The organism is Acaryochloris marina MBIC11017, from assembly GCF_000018105.1.
Classification (GTDB): domain Bacteria; phylum Cyanobacteriota; class Cyanobacteriia; order Thermosynechococcales; family Thermosynechococcaceae; genus Acaryochloris; species Acaryochloris marina.
Map to the genome: position 1 here is coordinate 2,475,175 of NC_009925.1, position 22,494 is coordinate 2,497,668.

Consider the following 22,494-nt stretch of genomic DNA (forward strand, 5'->3'; position numbering starts at 1 on the left):
AAACTTATGGCTACTAAATTTCCTAGTTTTAGCCAAGACCTTGCCCAAGATCCAACAACACGTCGGATCTGGTACGGAATTGCCACAGTTCATGATTTTGAGACTCATGACGGAATGACGGAGGAAAATCTTTATCAAAAGATTTTCGCGACTCACTTCGGTCATCTCTCTATTATCTTTCTATGGTCTGCTGGCCATCTTTTCCATGTCGCCTGGCAAGGCAACTTTGAACAGTGGATCCAAGATCCACTAACCATCCGTCCCATCGCCCATGCGATTTGGGACCCCCATTTGGGTGATGCTGCAACTCAGGCGTTCACCCAAGCTGGCGCTTCTGGTCCAGTTGACCTTTGTTATTCTGGCCTCTACCAATGGTGGTACACCATTGGTATGCGTACCAATGGTGATTTATACATTGGTTCTGTTTTCTTGATGATTGTCGCTGCAGTCATGTTGTTTGCAGGTTGGCTTCATCTACAACCCAAATTTCGACCCAGCTTAGCCTGGTTTAGAGATGCTGAATCCCAAATGAACCACCACTTGGCAGTTCTATTTGGTGCTAGCTCTTTGGGCTGGACAGGCCACTTAATCCACGTTGCTATTCCCGAAGCTCGGGGTCAGCACGTAGGTTGGGATAACTTTCTGTCAACCATGCCTCACCCTGCTGGTTTAGCGCCTTTCTTTACTGGGCGTTGGGGAGTTTATGCTCAAAACCCTGATACTGCTGGTCATATTTTTGGAACTAGCGAAGGTGCTGGAACTGCGATTATTACCTTTATTGGCGGTTTCCATCCCCAAACTGAAGCATTGTGGCTAACTGATATTGCCCACCACCATCTGGCTATTGCTGTGATGTACATCATTGCTGGCCATATGTATCGAACTCAGTTCGGTATTGGGCATAGTATGAAAGAGATCCTAGAAGCACACACCCCTCCCAGCGGGATGTTGGGTGATGCGCACAAGGGCCTTTATGACACTTACAATGAATCTCTACATTTCCAGTTAGGTTTCCACCTAGCTGCATTAGGTGTAATCACTTCTGTGGTTGCCCAACATATGTATTCATTGCCGTCATACGCTTTCATCTCTCAAGACCATGTCACACAAGCTGCGCTTTACACACATCACCAATATATTGCTGGAATTCTAGCAATTGGTGCTTTTGCGCATGGTGGTATCTTCTTTGTCCGAGATTACGATCCAGAACGTAACAAGAACAACGTTCTTGCTCGTGCTCTTGAGCATAAAGAGGCGATTATCTCCCACCTATCTTGGGTATCCATGTTCAGTGGTTTCCATACCCTTGGTGTTTATGTTCATAACGACACCGTGGTAGCTTTTGGTACTCCTGAGAAGCAAATTTTGGTTGAGCCAATCTTTGCGCAATGGATTCAGGCAGCTCATGGCAAACTGCTCTTAGGATTTGAAACACTGCTTTCAAATCCTAATGGATTGGCTTATAACCCTCCTAACATTTCTCCTGATGTATTTGTTCCTGGATGGGTTGAAGCAATGAACAACCCTGTTATCGGGCCGTTTATGTCTCAAGGGCCTGGTGACTTCTTGGTTCATCATGGTATTGCCTTCAGTTTGCATGTCACCGTCTTAATCTGTGTCAAGGGTTGTTTGGATGCCCGTGGTTCTAAACTGATGCCTGACAAGAAAGACTTTGGTTATAGCTTCCCTTGTGATGGCCCCGGACGTGGCGGTACTTGTGATATCTCTGCTTGGGATTCCTTCTACCTTGCCTTCTTCTGGATGCTCAACACAATTGGTTGGATTGTCTTCTACTTCAACTGGAAGCATTTGGCTATCTGGTCTGGTAACGAAGCTCAGTTCAATACCAACTCTACTTATCTAATGGGTTGGCTGCGAGACTACCTTTGGGGATACTCAGCTCAATTGATTAACGGTTACACACCATTTGGTGTAAATAGCCTGTCAGTTTGGGCTTGGATTTTCCTCTTAGGCCACCTCTGCTGGGCGACTGGCTTCTTGTTCTTGATCTCCTGGAGAGGTTACTGGCAAGAGCTGATTGAGACTCTCGTTTGGGCTCACCAGCGTACTCCCCTCGCCAACTTAGTGACATGGAAAGACAAGCCTGTTGCTCTCTCTATCGTTCAAGGTCGCTTGGTGGGTTTAGTCCACTTTGCGGTTGGCTATTATGTGACCTACGCGGCTTTTGTGATTGGTGCAACAGCTCCTCTCGGCTAAAGAACTGCTAGCATATAGCTACGATAAATAGATTAATCCCCCCTCAACATAGTGTTGAGGGGGGTTTCGATTGAAGGGAAAACGCTTATGGGATCATCGCAGACCAGTTGAAGGCTACGGTTTGAATTGTGAATAGCAGCTAACGCAAACTACAATTCTTGATAGACCAGCAAGCTATCAAATCTACCAATCCTATAGCATTGAAAATGCTAGGTGGATTGAGTCGAATCTTCTGATACACCAAAACTAGCAAGGGCTAGCCCAGCGATTAGAAAGTCGAGAGCTGCTGAACCCAATAACCCAACAATGGATTGCAAAGCTGAATATTTTTCGGTGTAAATATAGAGGCCGATGTTGGCGACGCCAAATAGAAACCAAGTCAGCCAACTAACCCCTTGGGTTGATCGATCCTTGAAGATGGTGGCCAGCTGAATAATCGTAGCAGCGGGAATAATAACGGCGGGTAGCCATCCAGCTAATTTAATTAAGGTGGGTGACATAACGGTTATCCCTGGCTTTGCTGATCGGTTAATGGGGCATAGCCAAACGTAACATTAAACTTCTTACACCAAATCGCAACCGACTGATACTTGGCAAGATCTGCATCTGCAGGGATCTCATACTGTTGCAACCCCTGAATCTCTTTAAGTTTACTAACCACCTTATAGTCGTCTGGCTCATAAGTTTCTGGCTTTGCATCCTGGTGTAACAAGACAAATAAATCAGGGCCTTGATCGGTTTGAAAGGCTTGATCTAATTCAAGGAAAGTCTTACCCTCACTGGAGATTAAGGTCGCGCTTCCCTGGGTATTGTAGTTGCCTGAAACAAAAGTGCCTTGAGACAAGATCTTGCTGCTTTCGGCTTTGCTCACAGCAGGCTGTGGAGATCCTTGACCTGCAGAAGTCTCAGACTCTGGACTGCCTGAGCATGACATCAGCAGTAAACCGACCCAGAATACCTGACCCAAATATTTCAAGCTCATCACCGACTTCCTTTTAAAATTGTTTTGTGCCCATGATCTCATAAGGGGTGGAGCAAACACCGACCTTCAGTTCTGGCTTCAGTAGGAGATATCACTCATCAAAGGATTGAGATCCTTTGTTTTTGCTCTCTGCAGCCCGAGGTATAGGGACGTCATTTAACTCATACGACTTGGACACGACAGATAGTTTCGGTTTACTCCGGGTCGGTTGACGACGACGGGCTGTATTCTCTTCACTGGTATTCTCGGCAATCACCTCATACAGTAAAGCCAATTTATCGGGATCTTTGCCTTTACGAAGCACTCTTCCTAAGCGCTGTACATATTCTCGGGTAGAGCCAGTCCCTGATAGGACAATGGCAATACTTGCTTCTGGCACATCGACGCCTTCATTCAGAACACGTGAGGCTACTAGGGTGGGATAGTCGCCGGAGCGAAACCGCTGCAAAATATCGTGGCGCTCTTTGACGGGTGTTTTATGGGTAATGGCTGGAATAAGAAAATCTTGGGAAATTCGATAGACGGTGGCGTTGTCGTCGGTAAAGATAAGGGTTTGTTCGGGGTGGTGCTGAGCTAAGAGATCGGCGAGGATACGGAGTTTGCCTTCAGTACCGAATGCGATCGCACGGGCCTGACGATGGGCTAACATGGCTCTTCGTCCTGCTTTGGAGCGAGCACTTTCACGCACAAACTGTTGCCACCCCTTTAAGCTACCCAGAAAAATACGAGCAGATTGGAGAAACTGGTTACGAGTTTGAATCAGCTCGTCGTATCGCTCTCGTTCTTGGGTGGAGAGCTTGACCTGAATTTGGACGGTTTTATGTTTGGCTAAGGCGACGCCAGACAGTTCTTCAGCCGTTCGGCGATACACGGTCGGACCAATTAGATTATCTAAATCCTCATGCTTACCGTCGCTCCGTTCTGGGGTAGCGGTGAGTCCCAACCGATAGGGCGCAATGGCATATTCAGCAATCACCCGATTAAAGCTGCTGGGTAAATGGTGGCATTCGTCGAATACTAGTAGACCATAGCGATTGCCCAGGTTTTCAGCCTGGATGGCAGCACTATCGTAAGTGGAAATCAGAATTGGGGTACGATCGCGAGATCCACCGCCCAATAAACCAATTTCAGCATCGGGGAAAGCAGCCACCAAATGGGCATACCACTGGTGCATTAAATCCAGCGTTGGAACCGCGATTAACGTACTGCGTTGGGTGGCCTGAATCACCAATTGGGCCAAATAGGTCTTGCCTGCAGCGGTCGGTAAAACCACAACCCCTCGACGGTTTTCCTGCCAAGCGTCTAGCGCCTCTTGCTGATGGCGATAAGGCTCCATTTGTAGACTGGGGGTCAGTTCCAAAGCCTCATAGGATTTGGCTTGATCCACCAGACGCGGATCAGTGATTTGCGTTGCGGTTAGTAAGGAACGGTATGCGATCGCAGGGACCCGGAATCGCTCTACCCGATCATCCCAGGTGGCATAGTCCAACCAATCTTTTCCCTTAGGCGGAGGGTGCAAAATAAGCGTGCCGCGATCGTAGGTTAAGGTTGGCTTACGCACCATTGAAAATGCCTAGATAAGCTGTTTTATGGTTGAGTACCCTTATTCCAACTTACCAGCAGAGTATCGGCAACGGTGAGCATCCTTTGTTCGCAGAGGTTACAATCAGTGAGCAGCGGCACTTTGCAATGAATCCTTTGGTGACCTACTTCTGGGAAACGTTATGACAACTGGCTCAAAATCTACTTTCACAGCGGATCAGACCTCCACTTGGCTCCGAGGTTTAATGACGATTGCCTGGTCTGATGGCAAATTTGATCCTCAGGAACAGTCTCTGATTGAAGAAGTAGTGGCGAATGAACTAACGCCTGACCTAGAGAATGATTCCTTTAAACCCATCTCCCCAGAAGAGCTTACCGATGGCTTAGGCGACAATCCCAAAGTAGCTGAAAACTTTTTGCGGACTGCGGTGATGGTGGCGCTGGCTGATGGGGTCTATTCTAGTTCTGAAGATCAAGTCCTAGAGACCTTTGCCCAGGCGCTGCGTGTACAACTAACTGCCGTTGATTCTCTCCGACTCACTCTCGACGGAGAAGCCTTAGACGGCGCACCTAAACCGACAGAAAAACAGCCTCGCGATCCCCTAAAACCCGTTCGCCAGTGGCTGGATGGATTGGATATTCAAGACCCTGAAGTAGCCCGATTCTTATGCAAAATGATTCCCTCCCAATGTCCGTTTGAGCGGGATATCACCTTATTTGGCAAAAAGGTCGTACATATTCCTCCTATGTGCAAGCTCAACCCCCTTTACGAGCAGCTGGTCGGCCTTCGATTTAAGGCCCTGTCCTATCTTGCCGATGAATGTAAAGAGGATGTCTCCTCCTACATTTAGCGGTTGGTAAAACTTGTAAACCTGTTGATCGACTGCATCTGAGAGCGCGTATAGTGAAAAACGCGTACCCCTTAGGAGATCTGAGATGAAGGTCAAAGCAGCGGTGGCCCAAGCAGCCGGACAGCCCCTCAGTATTGAGACAGTCGATTTGGAAGGCCCCCAAGCAGGGGAAGTCTTGGTGGAGATTAAGGCGACGGGGGTTTGCCATACCGATGCTTACACCTTGTCGGGTGCGGATCCAGAAGGATTGTTCCCTGCCATCTTGGGGCATGAAGGCGCAGGTGTGGTCGTTGAGGTGGGGCCTGAGGTTAAGTCCCTTAAGCCTGGCGATCATGTGATTCCGCTCTATGTACCCGAGTGCCGAACCTGTGAATATTGCTTGAGTGGTAAAACCAACCTTTGTCAGTCCATTCGTGTGACCCAAGGTAAAGGGTTAATGCCCAATGGCTCTAGCCGGTTTTCTCTGGGCAGTCAGTCACTATTTCACTATATGGGTACCTCCACCTTTGCCAACTACACCGTGGTGCCTGAAATTTCCCTAGCCAAAATTCGCAAAGATGCCCCTTTTGATAAGGTCTGTTTGATTGGCTGTGGAGTAACCACAGGTATTGGTGCTGTGATCAATACAGCCAAAGTAGAACCGGGTGCCAATGTGGTCGTCTTTGGGTTAGGGGGTATTGGTCTCAACGTGATTCAGGCTGCCCGGCTGGTGGGTGCCAATATGATTATTGGGGTCGATCTGAATCCCGCCAAGCGGCCTCTGGCAGAGAAATTGGGCATGACCCATTTCGTTAATCCCAAGGAGGTAGAAGGAGATTTAGTTCCCTATCTCGTAGATTTAACGAAAGGCGGGGCTGACTATAGCTTTGAGTGCATCGGCAATGTCGAGGTGATGCGCCAAGCTTTGGAATGCTGCCACAAAGGCTGGGGAGAAAGCATCATTATTGGGGTTGCAGGTGCGGGTCAAGAAATTAGTACCCGCCCTTTTCAGTTAGTCACCGGACGTGTTTGGAAAGGCACAGCCTTTGGAGGGGCTAAGGGACGCACGGATGTGCCTAAGATTGTCGATTGGTATATGGATGGCAAGATCGATATCGATTCTTTAGTCACCCACACCATGCCCCTAGAAAAAATCAACGATGCCTTTGACTTAATGCATAAGGGCGAATCGATTCGGAGCGTTATCAATTTCTAGGGTGCTGTTGAGCATTGGACTCTTCTGTTTATAAAGCATGGCTTGATTAAAGCTGCTGATACATCGCTTTTAGCGGAGGTAATAGGGGATAAGGCTGCACTTAAGGATGTATCCTCAGTGAACAGTAGGGAGGATGTACCCTCAGTGAACAACAGTAGGGTGGCTGACGGTACTGTTCTATAGGATGACGGACGTTCCATGCATAATCACATTAAATGTGAATGCAGCCTCAGCGTCGACAGCGGCAATCGATTAACAAAATTCTTTTCGCTCTTCAGTCACGATACCAGCTTCATGACAGTTAGTTTTCTCTATCAATCTTGAGATAGAGATAGGAAACTTTTGACAACTTTTACTTCAGATTAGAAGTCTTATGTATAGCCAGCCAAGCCCTTATTTCTCAGGAATTTCTCAAGTATAGGCTTACTAAATCTGAGGCAAAAATGGTTGAAGCAGAGTGAAAGACTTGGGTTATGAGGAAAGTGGAGAGATAGAAGTTTTGAACTTATTAAATTGAACAAAAGTTCCAATAATTCGTATATTCAGAATCATTATCTCTTGAAAAATAACTCTTGAGCATGCTACAGGGCAACAATCAGAACAGTTGTCAGATGAAAGCATATTTCTCTAAATTTATATCAGAAGATAATAAGAATATTTTATTGTCAGATGTTTTATATATTTGCAAATTAAATAATTTGCATAAAATTTACTTCAAGACAAGATAAATATATGTTTTTTGATTAGATAAGCTCCTGAAAGCTTGAGTAAGTTCTGTCAAAGCCTGACATTCTTTGGCAGCAATAGTTTATGTGCAAGTGAAAGAATCGTGCTGAATTAAACAGCCATTGCCTCATATCCAATATGTCAATTATCAAGATGGAAGGGTGAGCCAGCATTCAAATCTGCTCAACCAAGATAGAAGCGTTTATAAAACGAGTCTGTCGAAATAAGCTTATCTCGGCCATAAAACCAGATAGAAGGTAGGAAGGAGCTTTATTCTTTCATAGGCGGTAACTTCCGTGTAAAAGCCTTTCCTTTACTATCTCAACTCAAACTCAGATTAACTCCATTATTTCATTCCATCTCAATTCATATTTTGAACCTATAGCGATAATTTACAAGCCATGCTCAATGCATCCGCTCAACTTAAAGTCATAAAAGAGGGGAATGATATCAATCTTGTATTTAGACTGACTGAGGCCCCATTCAGTATTGGTAAAGATGCTAAGAATTCACTAGTTCTTTGGGGAGATACTATCCTCCCGTACCATGCCAGAATCATTTGGCACGTCGACCATTATGAAATTTACAAATCATCTTCGAGTGTAAAACTGTCAATTAACGGTCATTCTTCACTTTTAAATCCTCAAAAATTACAGATTGGAGATGAAATTCAGATTGGCAATAACAGAATACTATTTGATGATGTACCGTCCACTTCTCTCATTGAACCAGAAGCAATTTTACCCGGTACAGTTGTTAACCAGACGACCTGCGATCGCATTCTCCAAGTCACCACATCCCAAGGAACCAAAAACTTTCCCCTCAGAAAAGAAACCATCACTGTTGGCCATCATTCAAACTGCGATATTTTTATTGACTGTCCAGTCATCGCTCCACTCCATGCTCATTTAAAGTGGGGCAGTGATGAAACCTATACCATTACAACTCTAGACCAGACGAATAAGCTCTTTTTTGCCGGGCAATCTATTCAAGAAAAAGTCTTAAAAAATGGTGATTGCTTTTCGATCAGTAATCAGGTCATTCTCTCCTTTCACCAAGTGCTGCCCGAATCAGAGGCTATCGAGAAATTTGAAACCCTAGAACTGCGAGATCTCAAACAGTTGACCTTTGGACGAGATCCAGAGAATACTCACGTGATTGACCACCCTGTTGTATCACGGTTTCACACCCAAATTATTTCCAAAGAAGGCTCCTGGTTCGTCGAAGACCTGCACTCTTCCAATGGAACATTTGTGGATGGTCAACAAATTCGGAGTCAACAACCGCTACACCCCGGTAGCACGATCCGCATTGGCCCCTATCAATTTGTCTTTAACTTTGATGAAATCCTGGTTCAACAAAATGAGTCTGGCAATCTAAGGCTGGATGCCGTTCATCTGACGAAGGTAGCGGGTAAGCATAACAATAACGTTCTTTTAAACGATATATCCCTATCCATCCTGCCCCAAGAGTTTGTTGCCATTGTGGGGGGGAGTGGTGCGGGTAAATCAACCCTAATGGACGCCTTAAATGGTTTGCGACCGGCCACCAGTGGCTCAGTGCTTGTCAATGAACAAGACCTCTACAAAAACTTCAACCTTTACCGCACTGAACTAGGCTATGTCCCCCAAGATGACATTATTCACCGGGAATTAACGGTCAATCAAGCCTTAGACTATGCGGCCCGTTTGCGTCTGCCTGCTGATGTGAATCGAGCCGAACGCAAGCAACAAATTCAGGCCGTCATTACAGACTTAGAACTGATCGGGAAAGAAAAGTTACGGGTGCGGTCCTTAAGTGGTGGCCAACGCAAAAGAGTGTCGATGGGTGTGGAGTTGCTCACAAAGCCCAGCTTATTCTTTCTAGATGAAGCAACATCAGGACTGGATCCAGGCACAGAAACATCCATGATGAAACTGCTGCGACGCCTAGCCGATCAAGGCCGAACCATTCTGCTAATTACCCATGCCACCAAAAACGTTATGTTTTGTGATTTAGTGGTTTTTCTGGCGAAAGGAGGGCGCATTGCCTATCTGGGACCGCCCACAGATGCACTGTCCTACTTTGGGGTTCAAGACTTTGATGAAATCTATGCCAAGGTCGAAAACGATCAAACACCGGAAGCATGGGAACATCAATTCCGGCAGTCGAAGCACTACCAAAAATACATTAGAAAACGACAGGCTGGACTCCCTGTTGCGGTCGAGACACCGAAAACGTCGAAGACCAAACCATCAAAACCTAAATCCAACCATATTTCTGCTTGGCGACAGTTTTCGATTCTATTACAGCGAAATTTGACGATTCTACGGCAAGATCGCGCCAGTTTGATCTTGATGCTGGCCTTGTCTCCCATTTTGGGTTTACTTGACTTTGTGATGTGGAAACGCACCATGTTTGACACCACAGAGGGAGAACCCGGCCAAGTCTTTACGCTCCTGTTTGTCACGGTGTTGACGGCTGTCATGGTGGGTAGCTTAGCCATGATGCGGGAAATCGTCAAAGAAAGAGAAATATACCGACGCGAGCGGATGATTGGGCTGCAAATTTTGCCCTATGTCTTCTCCAAAGTCTGGCTCAGTATTTTAATTGCCCTCTACCAAGCGGCCATTTTTCTGCTGACTAAAATGATCGCTGTCAGTATCCCCATTGATGGGAACAGTTTGGTGCAAATGTTTTTCACGCTGTTCTTAGCCACATTGGGGGGCATGATCATGGGGTTATTTGTATCAGCACTGGCTCCGAATCAAAGCGTGGCGCCTTTACTGACGATTTTATTTCTACTCCCTCAAATCACCTTCTCTGGGGCAATTATGCCCCTGGAAGCGCTAGGAGCACCGGGCCAGGTGTTAAGCCAAATTACGCTAACGCGCTGGTCTTACGAAAGCTTGATTTCATTATCAGGTGTGGGTCAAGATATCGCCGATGATCCCTGTTGGCAACTATCTGAAGCGGAACGTCAAGACTTGAGTGACTCGAAAAAAGAGCAGTGCAAATGTCTTGGCCCAGCCATGTTTGAAAGTTGTACTTTTCCAGCATTACGGCGAGAATATGATCCAGCGGTTGACCAACCGCAACCCGCCAAACCCGTTGATCCGGGCTCTCCTCCCAAGCTGACGGCAGAAAACCAACTGACCTATGACGATTTAATTCAGGACTACAACAAGAAAGTTGATACGTACCGCCAGGACTTAGATGATTGGCAAGATCAGTTTAGTGACTGGCGGAAGAAACGCGGCACCGCTATTTCCTCTGCAGAGCTACTAGTGGGCCGCTTCCATGAAGAAGTAGGGTCTGCCTTTGCCATTGATGTTGGCAAGCATTGGCTCAAGCTAGGCGGAATTATGATGGGGATGCTGAGCTTTATCCTCGTGATTTTGAAACAGCAAGATGTCATCTAATCGCTGAAAGAACAGTCATCCTGGCTGCCATTTGGACGGTGGTGATCAGGCGAGAGTCACTATTCACCCGTAATGGATAACTCATCCACCCAGATTCTGGGGCAGATGCCACCAGGCGTGAGTTCTGCCTCAGATTCAACATAGATAATTGATGTGAGCAGATCTCGAAAATCACCGGCAACGGTGGCAGATTCGATACTGATTTTCTCCCCTTTATTAACAAGCCAACCATCGAAAGGTAGAGAGAAAGAGCCTTGCAGAGCTTTGACGCCAGCATGCAGGGCTTGAACATCATCAATAAAGACAACATTTTCGGCAGTCTCTAAGCTGTAAGTTTGCTCAGGGGTACTGGCAGCAAACACATGGTAGAAATGTGGCCCCACGGTGACCTTAGCTCCTAGATTGGCATGACCCGTGGGTTGAGCATCAAGACGCTTAGCCGTTCCTGAACTATGAAGGAAATGAGTGAGGACTCCTTTATCAATAATTGGAATGCGTCGTGTAGGGGTTCCTTCATCGTCGAAAGTGGTTTTGCCCACATTGTCAGCATGGAGGGCATCATCGGCAACGGAAAGTAGGGGGGATGCAATTTCCGTTCCTAGGGACTCAACCGTCGCTAGGCTGCGGTTGTCGAGTATGCTTTGGGCATTGAATAGGTTAGAGAAGGCACCTAACAAACTCAGGAACGCTTCGGCAGACAGGACAACACGATACTTGCCAGACGTAATCGGCTGGTAGTTGAGGTGGCTGATAGTTTTCTCTGCCGTTTCTTGCAAACACCCCTCAATGTCGAGCTGATCTAGACCTTGGCTGACTCGATATGCGCCAGCACTACGGGGACGTTTACCTTCCTGCTCCGTCACGCTGTAGAGATACACCGAACTCGATGACCGAGCTTCTTGGCGCATGGCCCCTTCACTGTTGAGGTAGAACCGCTGGGCATCTCGTTGGGCAAGGCCATTATAAGGAACACCTGAAATGGCATCATGGGCGTCCATTAACTTCGCTTCGGTTTGCACCAAGTTATCGATCAGGGTGGCAATCTCCGCCTGGGGCACCAGTTCAGATTGAGTGGTGTCTAGAGCAGCAGTGGCTTCTGGACTGAAGTCCGGCACATACTCTTTGGCCCCAAAGGCACTGGCTTCTTGGGCCGTTTTGAGGGCGAGTTCGAGTCCCTGTTCATCCACTTCGCTGGTGGTGGTGACGCCGACGGTATTGGCTTCATTCCAGACGCGGACCATAACACTGGAGCGCTTGGAGGCTTTCACCTGTTTGGGTTCACCTTGATCGACTTGGACGCTGGCTTCATCAACGGTAGACCCACAGACATCAAACTTTTGGATGCCTAAGGCTTGGGCTTTATCTTTTGCGATCGCAGCGATGGTAGCAACATCAGACACGCTAACGGGTTCTCCTATTTTTTAGGTGTATTCTCTGGAATTTATAGGTGTAATAGCTTGTAGGCAGTGACGATTTAACGACCACCCACGGTAATCTCATCCACTTTGATATGGGGTTGTCCCACCGTGACGTAGATACTGCCGCTGATAGAGCCACAGAAGCCTGCCGCTAGGCCCAAATCCTGGGAGGACATGGAAATCCGCTTCATAATCTCTTTGGCTTCCCCAATCAACGTCGCGCCTTTGAGGGGCTTGGTGATTTTGCCATTCTTAATCAGATAGGCTTCATCCACACCAAAATTGAACTCACCTGTCGGGCCGACGCTACCGCCTCCCATCTTTTTGCAATAGATACCCTTCTCCACCGAGTTAAACAAACCATCATTGGTGAAGTTACCGGGGGCAATATAGGTATTGCGCATCCGACTTGCAGCCGCATGGGTATAGCTTTGGCGACGGCCACTTCCTGTGCGGGGATGTCCGGTGCGGATACAGCCTGCTCGGTCAGATAAGAAATTTTTGAGGATGCCGTTTTCAATCAAGAGGGTGCGCTGCACGGGCATACCCTCGTCGTCCATATCAATAGAACCAAAGGCATTAGGAGATAATCCTTCGTCCCAGGCCGTTAGATTCTCATGGGCAATTTTTTGGCCTTTCATTTCCGAGAAGGGACTGGTCTGGCGCTCAATCTGAGTCGTTTCTAGCAAATGACCACAGGCTTCATGGAAGATCACTCCGCCAAACTCATTAGCCATAATAATCGGGTAATTACCAGACTCCACATAGTCCGCATGAAGCATCTGCCCGGCGGATTCTGAGACTTCTGCTGAATCTTCGGCATACTGCCAGGAGCGCAGAAAATTAGGGTTATTGGTGGCACCAACCCGCTTGTTAATGGAAGCGCGATCGCTGCCTTCTGCACAGAGCAAGCTATAGCCAACGGATTGAGTCAAGCGGATATCACGGGCAAATACCCCATCACTAGCCGCCACTAAAACTTCTTGCCAATCACGGAAATAGGTGGCGCGACGAGACTGTACATGAGCAGCATCTTTGTTCAATTGGGCATTAGCAGTTAGCAAAATATCGCCCATTTCCTGCATAGAGCTACACTTGGCTAGCCAAGTCTCTTTGCCATTGACAGAGGCGTAATCTCGCAACAGCTCTAGGTTGATTTCAGGAATAAAGGCTTGAGGCCCCGGTAGGTTCAATCCCAGAATTGAGAGCGCTTTTTCTAAGGCCGACTTCAGGCCCTTAAAGCTCATATCATTGGTACTGACGTAGCAATCTCCCTTGCCCAGAAATACGCGTACACCCGCGCCCGCAACCAATCGGGGTGAGATGCTGGTGATGGCATCTTCTTCGGCGAGGCAACTGATATAGTTAACCCGCTCTAGGAAAAATTCGACAAAATCGGCTCCAGCTGCTCGGCCTAACCCCAATAGAGTCGACAAGGGCGAACGCCAGGTATCGTCAAAGCGATCGCGCGTTGCAGAATACTCTAGGGTCGGCAGTTCTTTGGAAAGCAGCGCTGTTGGAGACATAAATGGAGTGATCCAAATTGATTGCAGATGAACAAAAAGGAATCAGCAAATCTGATAGGAAGGGCTGATGTAGTTAAGTGTAACAAAATCAGCTAATGCCTTCAGACTCCACTCCAATCCTTGGAGATTTATGCTCTTAACTCAAAAATTATTCGTTGAATCAGACTGAGTTGGAACAAAGATAAAATCTGTCCATGCCAACAAAAAACACCAAAATTTTGTAAACTCTGCTGATTTACCCCATAACAGTGCGAGCAGAGGTATTGATTGTTATGGAAGCAAAATTTCTACGATTGTTTCCGCAAGGATATATGTGGTATTGATAGGTCACGACTGATTCAGTCTGCATTAGCCTTGGATTTTCCCCATAACCCAAAGTATTTGGGAATACACAGTTTTTTTATCTGTACATTTAACTAACTTTATTTCTTTTTTATAGTCATGGAGAATAACTCATCCAAGCGGGAACTGCTCGTTAGAAACAATTTTTCTCCTTCCAATGAAAAATTAATTAAGAGTGGCTATGTAGATCAAGCACGCTTGCGAGAAGCGATTTATGAAAGTCGGCGGAAGGGACGTTCGCTGCTAGCGATCCTGCAAAAGATGACGGGGAAACCTTTACCCCCCCGACTTCTTCGACAAATCAAGCGTCAGCAGCTATTTGAGTTAAAAATTCTCTATGGACTGGATTGTCTCGATCCTGAGCTGACCCAGGTTGACTTTGACGAAATTGACCGCTTGATTCGCACCGTCATTCCCCTTGACTATTGTCGTCGCTACCAGATTTTGCCCCTCGCCCTCAATGCCGACGTCGATCCACCAGTTGTCCGTGTGGGCATGGTCAACCCGGACCACCTCAGTGCCATTGATGATGTTGACTATTTGCTGCGCTCCAATGGGATGACCTTCCAGCGGGTGGTTCTAGATTTGGATACTTTCCAAATGCTGATCGCCAAGTTCTTGGACGCCCAAGCCAAACGTCAGGCCACCATCCAAGCAAACCTGCCCGTTGAATATGGCCTAGAAGATGATCTAGATCGCCTACAGGGGATTGAAGATCTCTCCAGCAATGATGCAGATATCAATCTGGATGAAGCCCTACTAGATGAAAATGCAGCGCCAGTCATTTCTTTAGTTAATAAAATATTGGCAAAAGCATTACAAAATGGCATTTCTGATATTCATATTGAGCCGCAGGAAGACAATTTGCGCGTTCGTTTTCGCAAAGATGGCTTATTGCATAATGCGTTTCAGCCCCTACCTCGGCGCATTGCCCCTGCCCTCGTCTCCCGTTTCAAAATCATCGCCAACTTAGATATCGCCGAACGGCGTTTACCCCAAGATGGTCGGATTCTCCGGTTATTTCAGGGCCGCAAAGTTGACTTTCGTGTCAGTACCTTACCGAGTCGCTATGGCGAAAAGGTCGTTTTGCGGATCTTAGACAACTCATCGATGCAGCTAGGTCTCAACCATCTGATTGATGATCCGACCAGCCTCGCAATGGTCCGTGAAATGGTGGATCGGCCTTTTGGGTTGATTTTGGTGACCGGCCCTACTGGTTCGGGTAAAACGACGACCCTATATTCAGCCTTGACGGAGCGCAATACTCCCGAAGTCAATATCAGTACCGTTGAGGACCCCATTGAATATACGCTGCCGGGGATTACCCAGGTACAGGTCTTGCGGGAAAAAGGCATGGACTTTGCCTCCATTCTGCGGGCCTTTCTACGGCAAGACCCTGATGTCCTACTCGTGGGTGAGACCCGAGACAAGGAAACGGCTAAAACGGCGATTGAAGCCGCGTTAACGGGACACTTAGTGTTAACAACCCTACACACCAACGATGCAGCCAGTGCCATTGTTCGTTTGGCAGAAATGGATGTTGAACCGTTTATGGTCTCAGCGTCCTTATTGGGTGTGGTGGCTCAACGACTCGTCCGCCGCCTCTGTCCAGACTGTCGAATTCCCTATCGTCCTTCCCCAGAAAAGCTAGCTCAGTTTGGGTTAATGGCTTCGGCCAAAACAGAAATCACCTTTTACAAGGCCAATACCTCTACGTCTGACGATATTTTGGCAACGGCAAATACAGAGGATGCCTGTCCCACCTGTTCCGGTATCGGCTATTCCGGGCGATGCGGGGTCTATGAAGTTATGCAGGTGACCGAAAAGTTAAAGGGACTAATTACCGAAGGTGCACCAACAGAGCATATCAAGGAAGTGGCTGTTGAAGAAGGGATGCAAACCTTGTTGGCTTATAGTTTGAAGCTGGTTGAGCAAGGCGCTACATCCTTAGAAGAAGTAGAACGGGTGACCTTCTCTGATAGCGGCTTGAAAACGGAGCTCAAGGCAAAGCGAAAAACAGCCCTCAACTGTCATGTTTGCAATGCAGGACTCTTACCGGAGTGGTTAGACTGTCCCTACTGCCTAACGCCCAGGTTTGCAGAGCATCATCCAGCCAATCAACTCTAAAGGGTGTTGTCCCAAAAGAGATCGGGCTATGGCAAGCTGTGAACTGTGAGCTTGCCCCGTTTGCTATTCCTGACTGAACGTTTTCCACCCGATATGGGCGGCGTCGCCCGCAGTGCGGGGCGGATTGTCACCTCTATTCAAAGCTTGGGAATTGCCGTAGATGTGGTGACCTGGAGTCGGTATCTACAGCCAGGGGAGGTGAGCGCCGAGCAGGTCGGCTCAGGCCGAGTCTATCGACTGGGGTTGTATCGTCATTGGGATGCAACAATGCCCCATACCCTTAATATTTTGGATGGCCTACATCAAGCGTCTCCCTTTGAGGCTGTTTGGGGGCATTATTTATTTCCTGCTGGTTTTTTAGGGGTGTGGTTTGGCCGACAACATCAAATACCGACGCTGGTGAGTGCACGGGGTAACGACATCGATCGAGAACTATTTCCCCCTGGAGACTTTGCCCGCTTGCAGTGGACACTCACCCATGCCTCAACCCTCACAGCAGTCAGTCACGACATGGCCCGTAAGATGCAGATGGTGAGCGACCGCACCCCTATCACTGTTCTTCCTAATACCCTCGATTGTGAGATTTTTCATCCTCTCCCACCTCATGACCTGCAAGACCTACGCCACAATTTAGGCATTGTCGATCAAGAAGTCGTTTTGGGGTTTTCAGGAGAGCTGCGAGAAAAGAAAGGTCAGGGATTTTTATTACAAGCCCTCGCTCAGCTCCGAGCCCAGCGGCCAGTCTGTCTGTTGATTATCGGCGAGCTGCGTTCAGCTGCCCAATCATTGCTGCAAACGTTTGCGATTGACCATCCTGATCATGCGGCTCGGGTGATTGTCACTGGCCAGTTATCAGACCCTGAGGTGATCGTTCAGCACTTAAATCTCTGTGATATCTATCTGCAGCCGTCTTTGTGGGAAGGTATGCCTAATGCACTGCTAGAAGCCATGGCCTGTGAACGTTGCTGTATTGCCAGTGATGCGGGTGGCATCCCAGAGGTGCTGGAGTCGGGACACACGGGATGGGTCATACCGCGATCGCAACTGCATCACTTAGGCGATGCCATTCTAGACTGTCTTTCTCTTTCGGTGGAGGAACGACGACAGATGGGACAACGCGCCCGACAATTTGTTCAAACCCACCATGCCCCCTCTCAGGAGAAAGTCCAGCTCCAACAACTGTTGCAACAGATTGTATGAGGGGTCTTCGCTAACTTTTATAACTGCTAGTCGCAGCTCTCCAACAAGGTCTGGTAACAGTCAATCAGCTTATGGGTCGCTTGCTGCCAGGTGAACTGTTGCGTGATCTGCGATCGCGCATTCTGAGACAACTGCATACCTAGCTCTGGATGAGCTCTGAGTCGAAGCAACCCATCTTTAATGGCTTTGGCAGAACCGGGGTGAACCGCCAAAAAATGGGTATCCGACATCCCTAATTCACGCACCACTGGCAGATCACTAGTAATGACAGGCGTGCCAGATGCCATCCCCTCCAACACTTTTAATGGACAACAGCCTTGAGTACAGTTGCGATCATTCGGTTTTAATGGGGCGAGAATCACGTCCGCAGTATGCATTTGTAGACAGAGATCGGACTGGGACAGCGGTTCCAGAATATTCAGGCGCTTGTCTACACCTAATTTAGTCGCGAGTTTAGTCAGCACTCTCACCTGTTTAGGTTTTGCGGGTCCTACAACCGTCAGAGTGGCGGGGAAGTCTCGGCAGAAAAGCCCCAACGCTTCAACGGCTAAATCCACCCCTTGCCAAGCGGATAACGTGCCAAAGTACAGCAAATGCAAGCTCTCAGGGTCTAGCTGCGAAGCTTGGTACGGGAAAAAGTCGAGATTCACACCATTGGCAATCACCTGAATTTTGGTTGGAGAGACGCCCCGCTGAATTAAATAGTCACGAGTCACTTGACTCACGGTGAGGACTCGATCCGCTTGCTCTAAACACAGATCTTCTTGAGCGATCAGCTTATGCATCAGTTCGCGATCATCTGCCACTCGCGGATAGCGGTATTTCAGCTCAATAGACGGTAAACCATTCACTTCCAAAATCAAAGCTTGGCAATACTTTGACTTTTGCAGTGCAATGGGGAATCCTTCATACATTGACCGCACATGAATGACATCAAACCATTGGCCTACCAACCATTGTTCAAGTCGCTGGCGAAATGTAATTACCCGGTCAATTAAGGTCTTACCGCTGGTGGGAAGAGCGGTATGTATCACTCCTGGCCATCGCTCTACGGTCGGGGATATCTCCAGCGTGGGGGCAACACTGACGAACTGGACTGAACCACACCATTGAGCAAGGGCTTGAGTAAAAGCAGCAATATGGATCGCAGCTCCTTTAGGAGCAGGAACTACATCAAAACAAAGATAAGCCAACTTGGGCATAAATGAGGAATTAGCGATAAATGCAGCTATATCTTATGCTAGGGCTTGATTAGGAGCCATCCAGTCTGGGGGAAGGTGTTATATGTCTCTCAATCTTGCAAGATTTAGGCTAAAGCTGAAGTACAAACACATTGGTTTTGCGAGCGAGATCCAGACTGACTTAGCGAAATTGGAGGATCGAGTTCAACAAGCACAAGCTCGACATCATCTTTACAACTACATTGCCCGTTTTGCTTGGATCGGATTAATTGGCTCGTTTGTGTTCGGGGTGTTTGGCTCGGTACTACTGGAGCAGCCATTGTCACCATTATTTTGGCTATTTCTCTTCTCTTTGGGGGTGCTGTTGGTTCTAGGGATTTTGAAATTATTTGAACGCCCCTGGTTGATCCCTAAAGAGCGGTATATGCTCCCTCTGGGACTCATCAAAAAAGTTATCCGTGATATGGAGCTAGAGCCTTCGCTCCACTTGTCCCTCAATTGCTCTCCTGTCATCGCAAAGCGTAAACGAATTGACACGATACCCGATCCGAAGCGAGACAGGTGGAAAATCGACCGTTATGCAGATCCTTGGTTATTGCTAGAAGGTCAGTTTTTGGATCAAACCGTCTTTACCTTGACGTTGACAGAACTCTACATTGAAAAACATGGCTGGAAACGGAGTCGTAGCGGCAAGACCAAACACAAACGGAAGAGCAAGCCCAAAGGGTTATCCCTCACTTTAACGTTACGGTTTCAGCGCAAGAAGTATGGCGCGGTTACTGTCTTAAAAGACTCCCTGAAAGATGCCCTAGAACTCCCCCCGACCGCGCGAGTCAAACGGATAAAAGTCAGCGATCGCACCCTATCTCTCACGGTGAAGATGCCTCCCTATCCACCTCTAAAACGTTTTGAGGTTGATCAAAACGTTGATGTTAAACAAGTTGAAGAGTTGATCACACAGATGTTTTTGAGTCTGTACCATGTGCTCAATTTGGCGCAAAAGTTATCAAAAGTGACATTATGAGAAGCTCTTCTCTGAAAGCCGTTTTGCCGATGAATGTCTGACTTATTGACGGGAAATAAGCTCACAATGTTGAGAATGCCTTGACTATAACGTTGAGCGAATCTGATCGACCGCCTGTTGGAATGGTTCGAAGTCAATTGCTTTGCCAATGGCTTCAGCCTGGGCCAACGATTCTTCTACACCATCTAAGTCGCCTAGCTGTTGTTGGGCAGAAACAATAAACATTAACAAGTTACGACCTTGACAATATTGATCACCAATTTGCTGAAAAATAGTTTGAGCAGAGTGATAGTAATCCATTGCTTGTGCTGGACGGTCTTGCAAACTTCCTAAACCCAATAAGGTATTGGCTTCCCCCAGCCGATCACCCACCTCGCGATACAGACGCAACGCTTCGTCATAGCGTTCTAAGGCCTCTTGACTTTGCTTGAGAAATTGGAGGACATCACCCAGGGCTTTTAACGTATTGGCTTCCCCCAGCCGATCACCCACCTCGCGATACAGACGCAACGCTTCGTCATAGCAAATACCAGCCTCGCGGGCGTTATATCTACGTTCAAAATAGAGATTACCCAGTTGTTTTAAACTGGTGGCCAATTCTGCGGGCAAATCCAGTTTTTCTAATAATTGCACGGCTCGTTTATAGACCTGGATGGCAAACTCACGATTTTGCCTGCTTTGACTTCGCTTCGTATAAACTTGCCCCAATTGAGCATACAGGTCTACTAATTGGGCTGAATCTTTATCGGCCCGCTGCTCCAGTGATTCAATCAGGCTCATCAACGCTTCTATATCAGGATCTAACCCCCTAGTTGTCGCTTTTTCCGTCGCCTTGGAAGCCGTAGATGTTAAGAGAGCCGCATCACTGGGGTCAACGCCAAACCAAAAAACGCCACTGCGCCAACTCCAAAAATCAGGTGATTGCTCTGCTAATAAACGCACCACCTTGCGATTGACCCAGAGCACAACCGGAAACCGAAATTGCCGCAAAGCTTCTCGGGTCCATTGCAAGTACCCTAGAAATCGGGCTTGCTGAGACTCTGGGATCGCCAACATTGGCGGCAGTAAATCTCCAATCCCTAGCACCGTGACCACTGCAGGCTGATGCTCCTGTAAAACAGGCTGTTGATCGACCAACTGCTCTAATCCCGTCCGCAAACTGGGGTCTTGACGGTTAATAAACAACCGAAAGGCATGTACCCCCTGTTCCCGTAAAGCTTGCTCATAGTCCTCAATTACGGCAGTTTGCAAGTTACGGTTTTCTGCCACGGCAATCAGTAACCCCAATTGCCCCTGATTCGCCTCTAGGGCAACTAGCAGCCGCAGGTATTGGCGTTGTTCTTCCGCAGAGCGCTCAATGGTGGGCATCCTCAGCACTCCCATAGTCCATCGTTGGCAGCAATTGCTCTAGCTGGAGATGTTTTTTCACAATCGGATGCACATCGTACCAGACCTGATTGTTGCGATATTCCAAGATATATAAACCGTGCAACAGCAGGGCAAAATCTTCATCATCGACTTCTTCTGGCTTAGCCTCTTTATAGGTTTTGACTAAAATCTCAGACCGCCGCTTGCCCAAAGACAGAGAAAATTCATTCCGCAGTTCCTGCACAGCCAGGTCCAGCACCTGAGCATCAATTTTCATCTCAGTCCGTTCCGGCTCCAGCCGCAGCAGCAGCGAACATTGACTGAAACATTCCCGAGCAATCCGCACCATTTCCCGCAATACTCCTCCACTCAGCAACACAATCTGCCGGGCCGTTTGCGGAGACATTACTTCTGACCAGTGCTCACCAAAGCGACGTTCTAATACTTTGAGAAAAATATCGACCTTGCGTTGATCCGGCTGCTGTTGAAGATGACGATCGGCCTTAGTAAAAAATTTAGCAACTCCCATTTGCAAAATCGGACGACCACAAGCCGACTGCAAAATCGTGCGGAGTTCAATATCTCTGACCACGGCTATCGGAATAGTAAACACCATCCGCATTTTGGGCTGAAAAAGCGCCAGGATATTGTTCTTGTAAATTTCCTCCACCAGTTTCCAATCCAATTTATCCAGATCATCAATAATTACCAATAGGGGCCGGATTGCATGATGCTGAATCAGGTCAGCTATCTCTTCTATTTTGGCTACCAGTTCAGAGATACGCCGCTCATAGGTGCGTTTAATTTCTTCCCTAAAGGTGGATTCCGTTTGTAGCTTAGCGGTCAAAACTTTCAGAACATCGCCACCAATCCCAATTTGAGATTTGAGATCCTTAGTTTCAGTGGTGGAGTGAGTGGTAATGAACCAATTTAAAATCTCTTCCTGAGTGGTCGAGGGAATATCCACCTCGGACTCACTCGCCTTACTCAGAAGCTGTAAAGCGATAGCATAAAGAATATTGACATGATCCACTGCCGACATTTCCACCATGTCAGAGATGGAAAAGCGCACGACAAAATAGCGAGGCTCTCGCTCTGGATCACTCATCAGGCGGCCAAACTGGGCGAGTAGCGTTGACTTCCCACACCCCCGATGTCCTGCAAAAATGATTTTGCCGTCTTTTGGAGCATCATCCACAGCCTGCTCTAGCCGCACCAATGCATCCTGACCATAATCGACGCGAAATGACTCAACTTCGTCGTCAGACAATAAGGGAAATAAATCTAAATCCCGATAAGCCTGCCGAAAGGTTGCTAGAAGGGGGTTATTCATAGGTAATGAATCGTGCTGGCCTTCATCATACCCAACCTCAGCAATTCAAATGCAAAAAATA

General features: G+C 47.6%; 15 protein-coding genes. 7 read left to right on the top strand and 8 right to left on the bottom strand.

Annotated elements, in window-relative coordinates; genetic code table 11:
* Window positions 1–6 precede the first annotated feature (6 nt).
* Window positions 7–2,217 (top strand): photosystem I core protein PsaB, encoded by a 2,211-nt coding sequence (psaB, locus tag AM1_RS11075; RefSeq protein WP_012162930.1) that lies wholly within the window; start codon window positions 7–9, stop codon window positions 2,215–2,217.
* A 209-nt stretch (window positions 2,218–2,426) separates the two neighbouring features.
* Here psaB and AM1_RS11080 read toward each other — a convergent pair whose 3' ends face one another.
* The 3 genes from AM1_RS11080 to AM1_RS11090 form a co-directional block, all read right to left on the bottom strand.
* Window positions 2,427–2,717: a hypothetical protein gene (locus AM1_RS11080; RefSeq protein ID WP_010468883.1), complete on the bottom strand. Its 291-nt coding sequence runs from the start codon at window positions 2,715–2,717 to the stop codon at window positions 2,427–2,429.
* A 5-nt stretch (window positions 2,718–2,722) separates the two neighbouring features.
* On the bottom strand, window positions 2,723–3,199 hold the full coding sequence (locus AM1_RS11085; protein ID WP_071819946.1) for a DM13 domain-containing protein: 477 nt from the start codon (window positions 3,197–3,199) through the stop codon (window positions 2,723–2,725).
* Window positions 3,200–3,290: 91 nt separating this feature from the next.
* Window positions 3,291–4,763: a DEAD/DEAH box helicase gene (locus tag AM1_RS11090; protein WP_012162932.1), complete on the bottom strand. Its 1,473-nt coding sequence runs from the start codon at window positions 4,761–4,763 to the stop codon at window positions 3,291–3,293.
* A 160-nt stretch (window positions 4,764–4,923) separates the two neighbouring features.
* On the opposite strand from AM1_RS11090, the gene AM1_RS11095 reads away from it, so the two are divergent.
* The 3 genes from AM1_RS11095 (at window position 4,924) to AM1_RS11105 (ending at window position 10,914) form a co-directional block, all read left to right on the top strand.
* The gene (locus AM1_RS11095; RefSeq protein ID WP_012162933.1) at window positions 4,924–5,592 is read left to right on the top strand and encodes a Mo-dependent nitrogenase C-terminal domain-containing protein; all 669 of its coding nucleotides are present in this window, start codon (window positions 4,924–4,926) and stop codon (window positions 5,590–5,592) included.
* An 85-nt stretch (window positions 5,593–5,677) separates the two neighbouring features.
* The gene (locus tag AM1_RS11100; protein WP_012162934.1) at window positions 5,678–6,787 is read left to right on the top strand and encodes an S-(hydroxymethyl)glutathione dehydrogenase/class III alcohol dehydrogenase; all 1,110 of its coding nucleotides are present in this window, start codon (window positions 5,678–5,680) and stop codon (window positions 6,785–6,787) included.
* 1,127 nt (window positions 6,788–7,914) lie between these two features.
* Window positions 7,915–10,914 carry an FHA domain-containing protein gene (locus AM1_RS11105; RefSeq protein WP_012162935.1) on the top strand — a complete coding sequence of 1,000 codons (3,000 nt, stop codon included), beginning with the start codon at window positions 7,915–7,917 and terminating at the stop codon, window positions 10,912–10,914.
* Window positions 10,915–10,973: 59 nt separating this feature from the next.
* Here AM1_RS11105 and AM1_RS11110 read toward each other — a convergent pair whose 3' ends face one another.
* Both AM1_RS11110 and AM1_RS11115 read right to left on the bottom strand, forming a co-directional pair.
* Window positions 10,974–12,314, bottom strand: coding sequence for a TldD/PmbA family protein (locus tag AM1_RS11110; protein WP_012162936.1), 1,341 nt, complete (start codon window positions 12,312–12,314; stop codon window positions 10,974–10,976).
* A 74-nt stretch (window positions 12,315–12,388) separates the two neighbouring features.
* On the bottom strand, window positions 12,389–13,858 hold the full coding sequence (locus AM1_RS11115; RefSeq protein WP_012162937.1) for a TldD/PmbA family protein: 1,470 nt from the start codon (window positions 13,856–13,858) through the stop codon (window positions 12,389–12,391).
* A 441-nt stretch (window positions 13,859–14,299) separates the two neighbouring features.
* Between AM1_RS11115 and AM1_RS11120 the strand changes: the two genes are divergently transcribed.
* Window positions 14,300–16,327, top strand: a complete 2,028-nt coding sequence (locus AM1_RS11120; RefSeq protein WP_012162938.1) for a GspE/PulE family protein — start codon at window positions 14,300–14,302, stop codon at window positions 16,325–16,327.
* Between the two features lie 45 nt (window positions 16,328–16,372).
* Complete coding sequence (locus tag AM1_RS11125; RefSeq protein WP_012162939.1) at window positions 16,373–17,527, top strand: glycosyltransferase; 1,155 nt, start codon at window positions 16,373–16,375, stop codon at window positions 17,525–17,527.
* Between the two features lie 26 nt (window positions 17,528–17,553).
* Here the strand turns inward: AM1_RS11125 and AM1_RS11130 are convergent, their stop codons facing one another.
* Window positions 17,554–18,729, bottom strand: coding sequence for a glycosyltransferase family 4 protein (locus AM1_RS11130; RefSeq protein ID WP_012162940.1), 1,176 nt, complete (start codon window positions 18,727–18,729; stop codon window positions 17,554–17,556).
* A gap of 82 nt (window positions 18,730–18,811) precedes the next feature.
* Here AM1_RS11130 and AM1_RS11135 point away from each other — a divergent pair, with 82 nt between their 5' ends.
* Window positions 18,812–19,732 carry a hypothetical protein gene (locus AM1_RS11135; RefSeq protein ID WP_012162941.1) on the top strand — a complete coding sequence of 307 codons (921 nt, stop codon included), beginning with the start codon at window positions 18,812–18,814 and terminating at the stop codon, window positions 19,730–19,732.
* Window positions 19,733–19,816: 84 nt separating this feature from the next.
* Here AM1_RS11135 and AM1_RS11140 read toward each other — a convergent pair whose 3' ends face one another.
* Window positions 19,817–21,100, bottom strand: a complete 1,284-nt coding sequence (locus tag AM1_RS11140) for a tetratricopeptide repeat protein (protein ID WP_012162942.1) — start codon at window positions 21,098–21,100, stop codon at window positions 19,817–19,819.
* Window positions 21,087–22,433: a P-loop NTPase fold protein gene (locus AM1_RS11145; protein WP_012162943.1), complete on the bottom strand. Its 1,347-nt coding sequence runs from the start codon at window positions 22,431–22,433 to the stop codon at window positions 21,087–21,089. The genes AM1_RS11140 and AM1_RS11145 overlap by 14 nt, the downstream gene beginning before the upstream one ends.
* Between the last annotated feature and the right edge of the window lie 61 nt (window positions 22,434–22,494).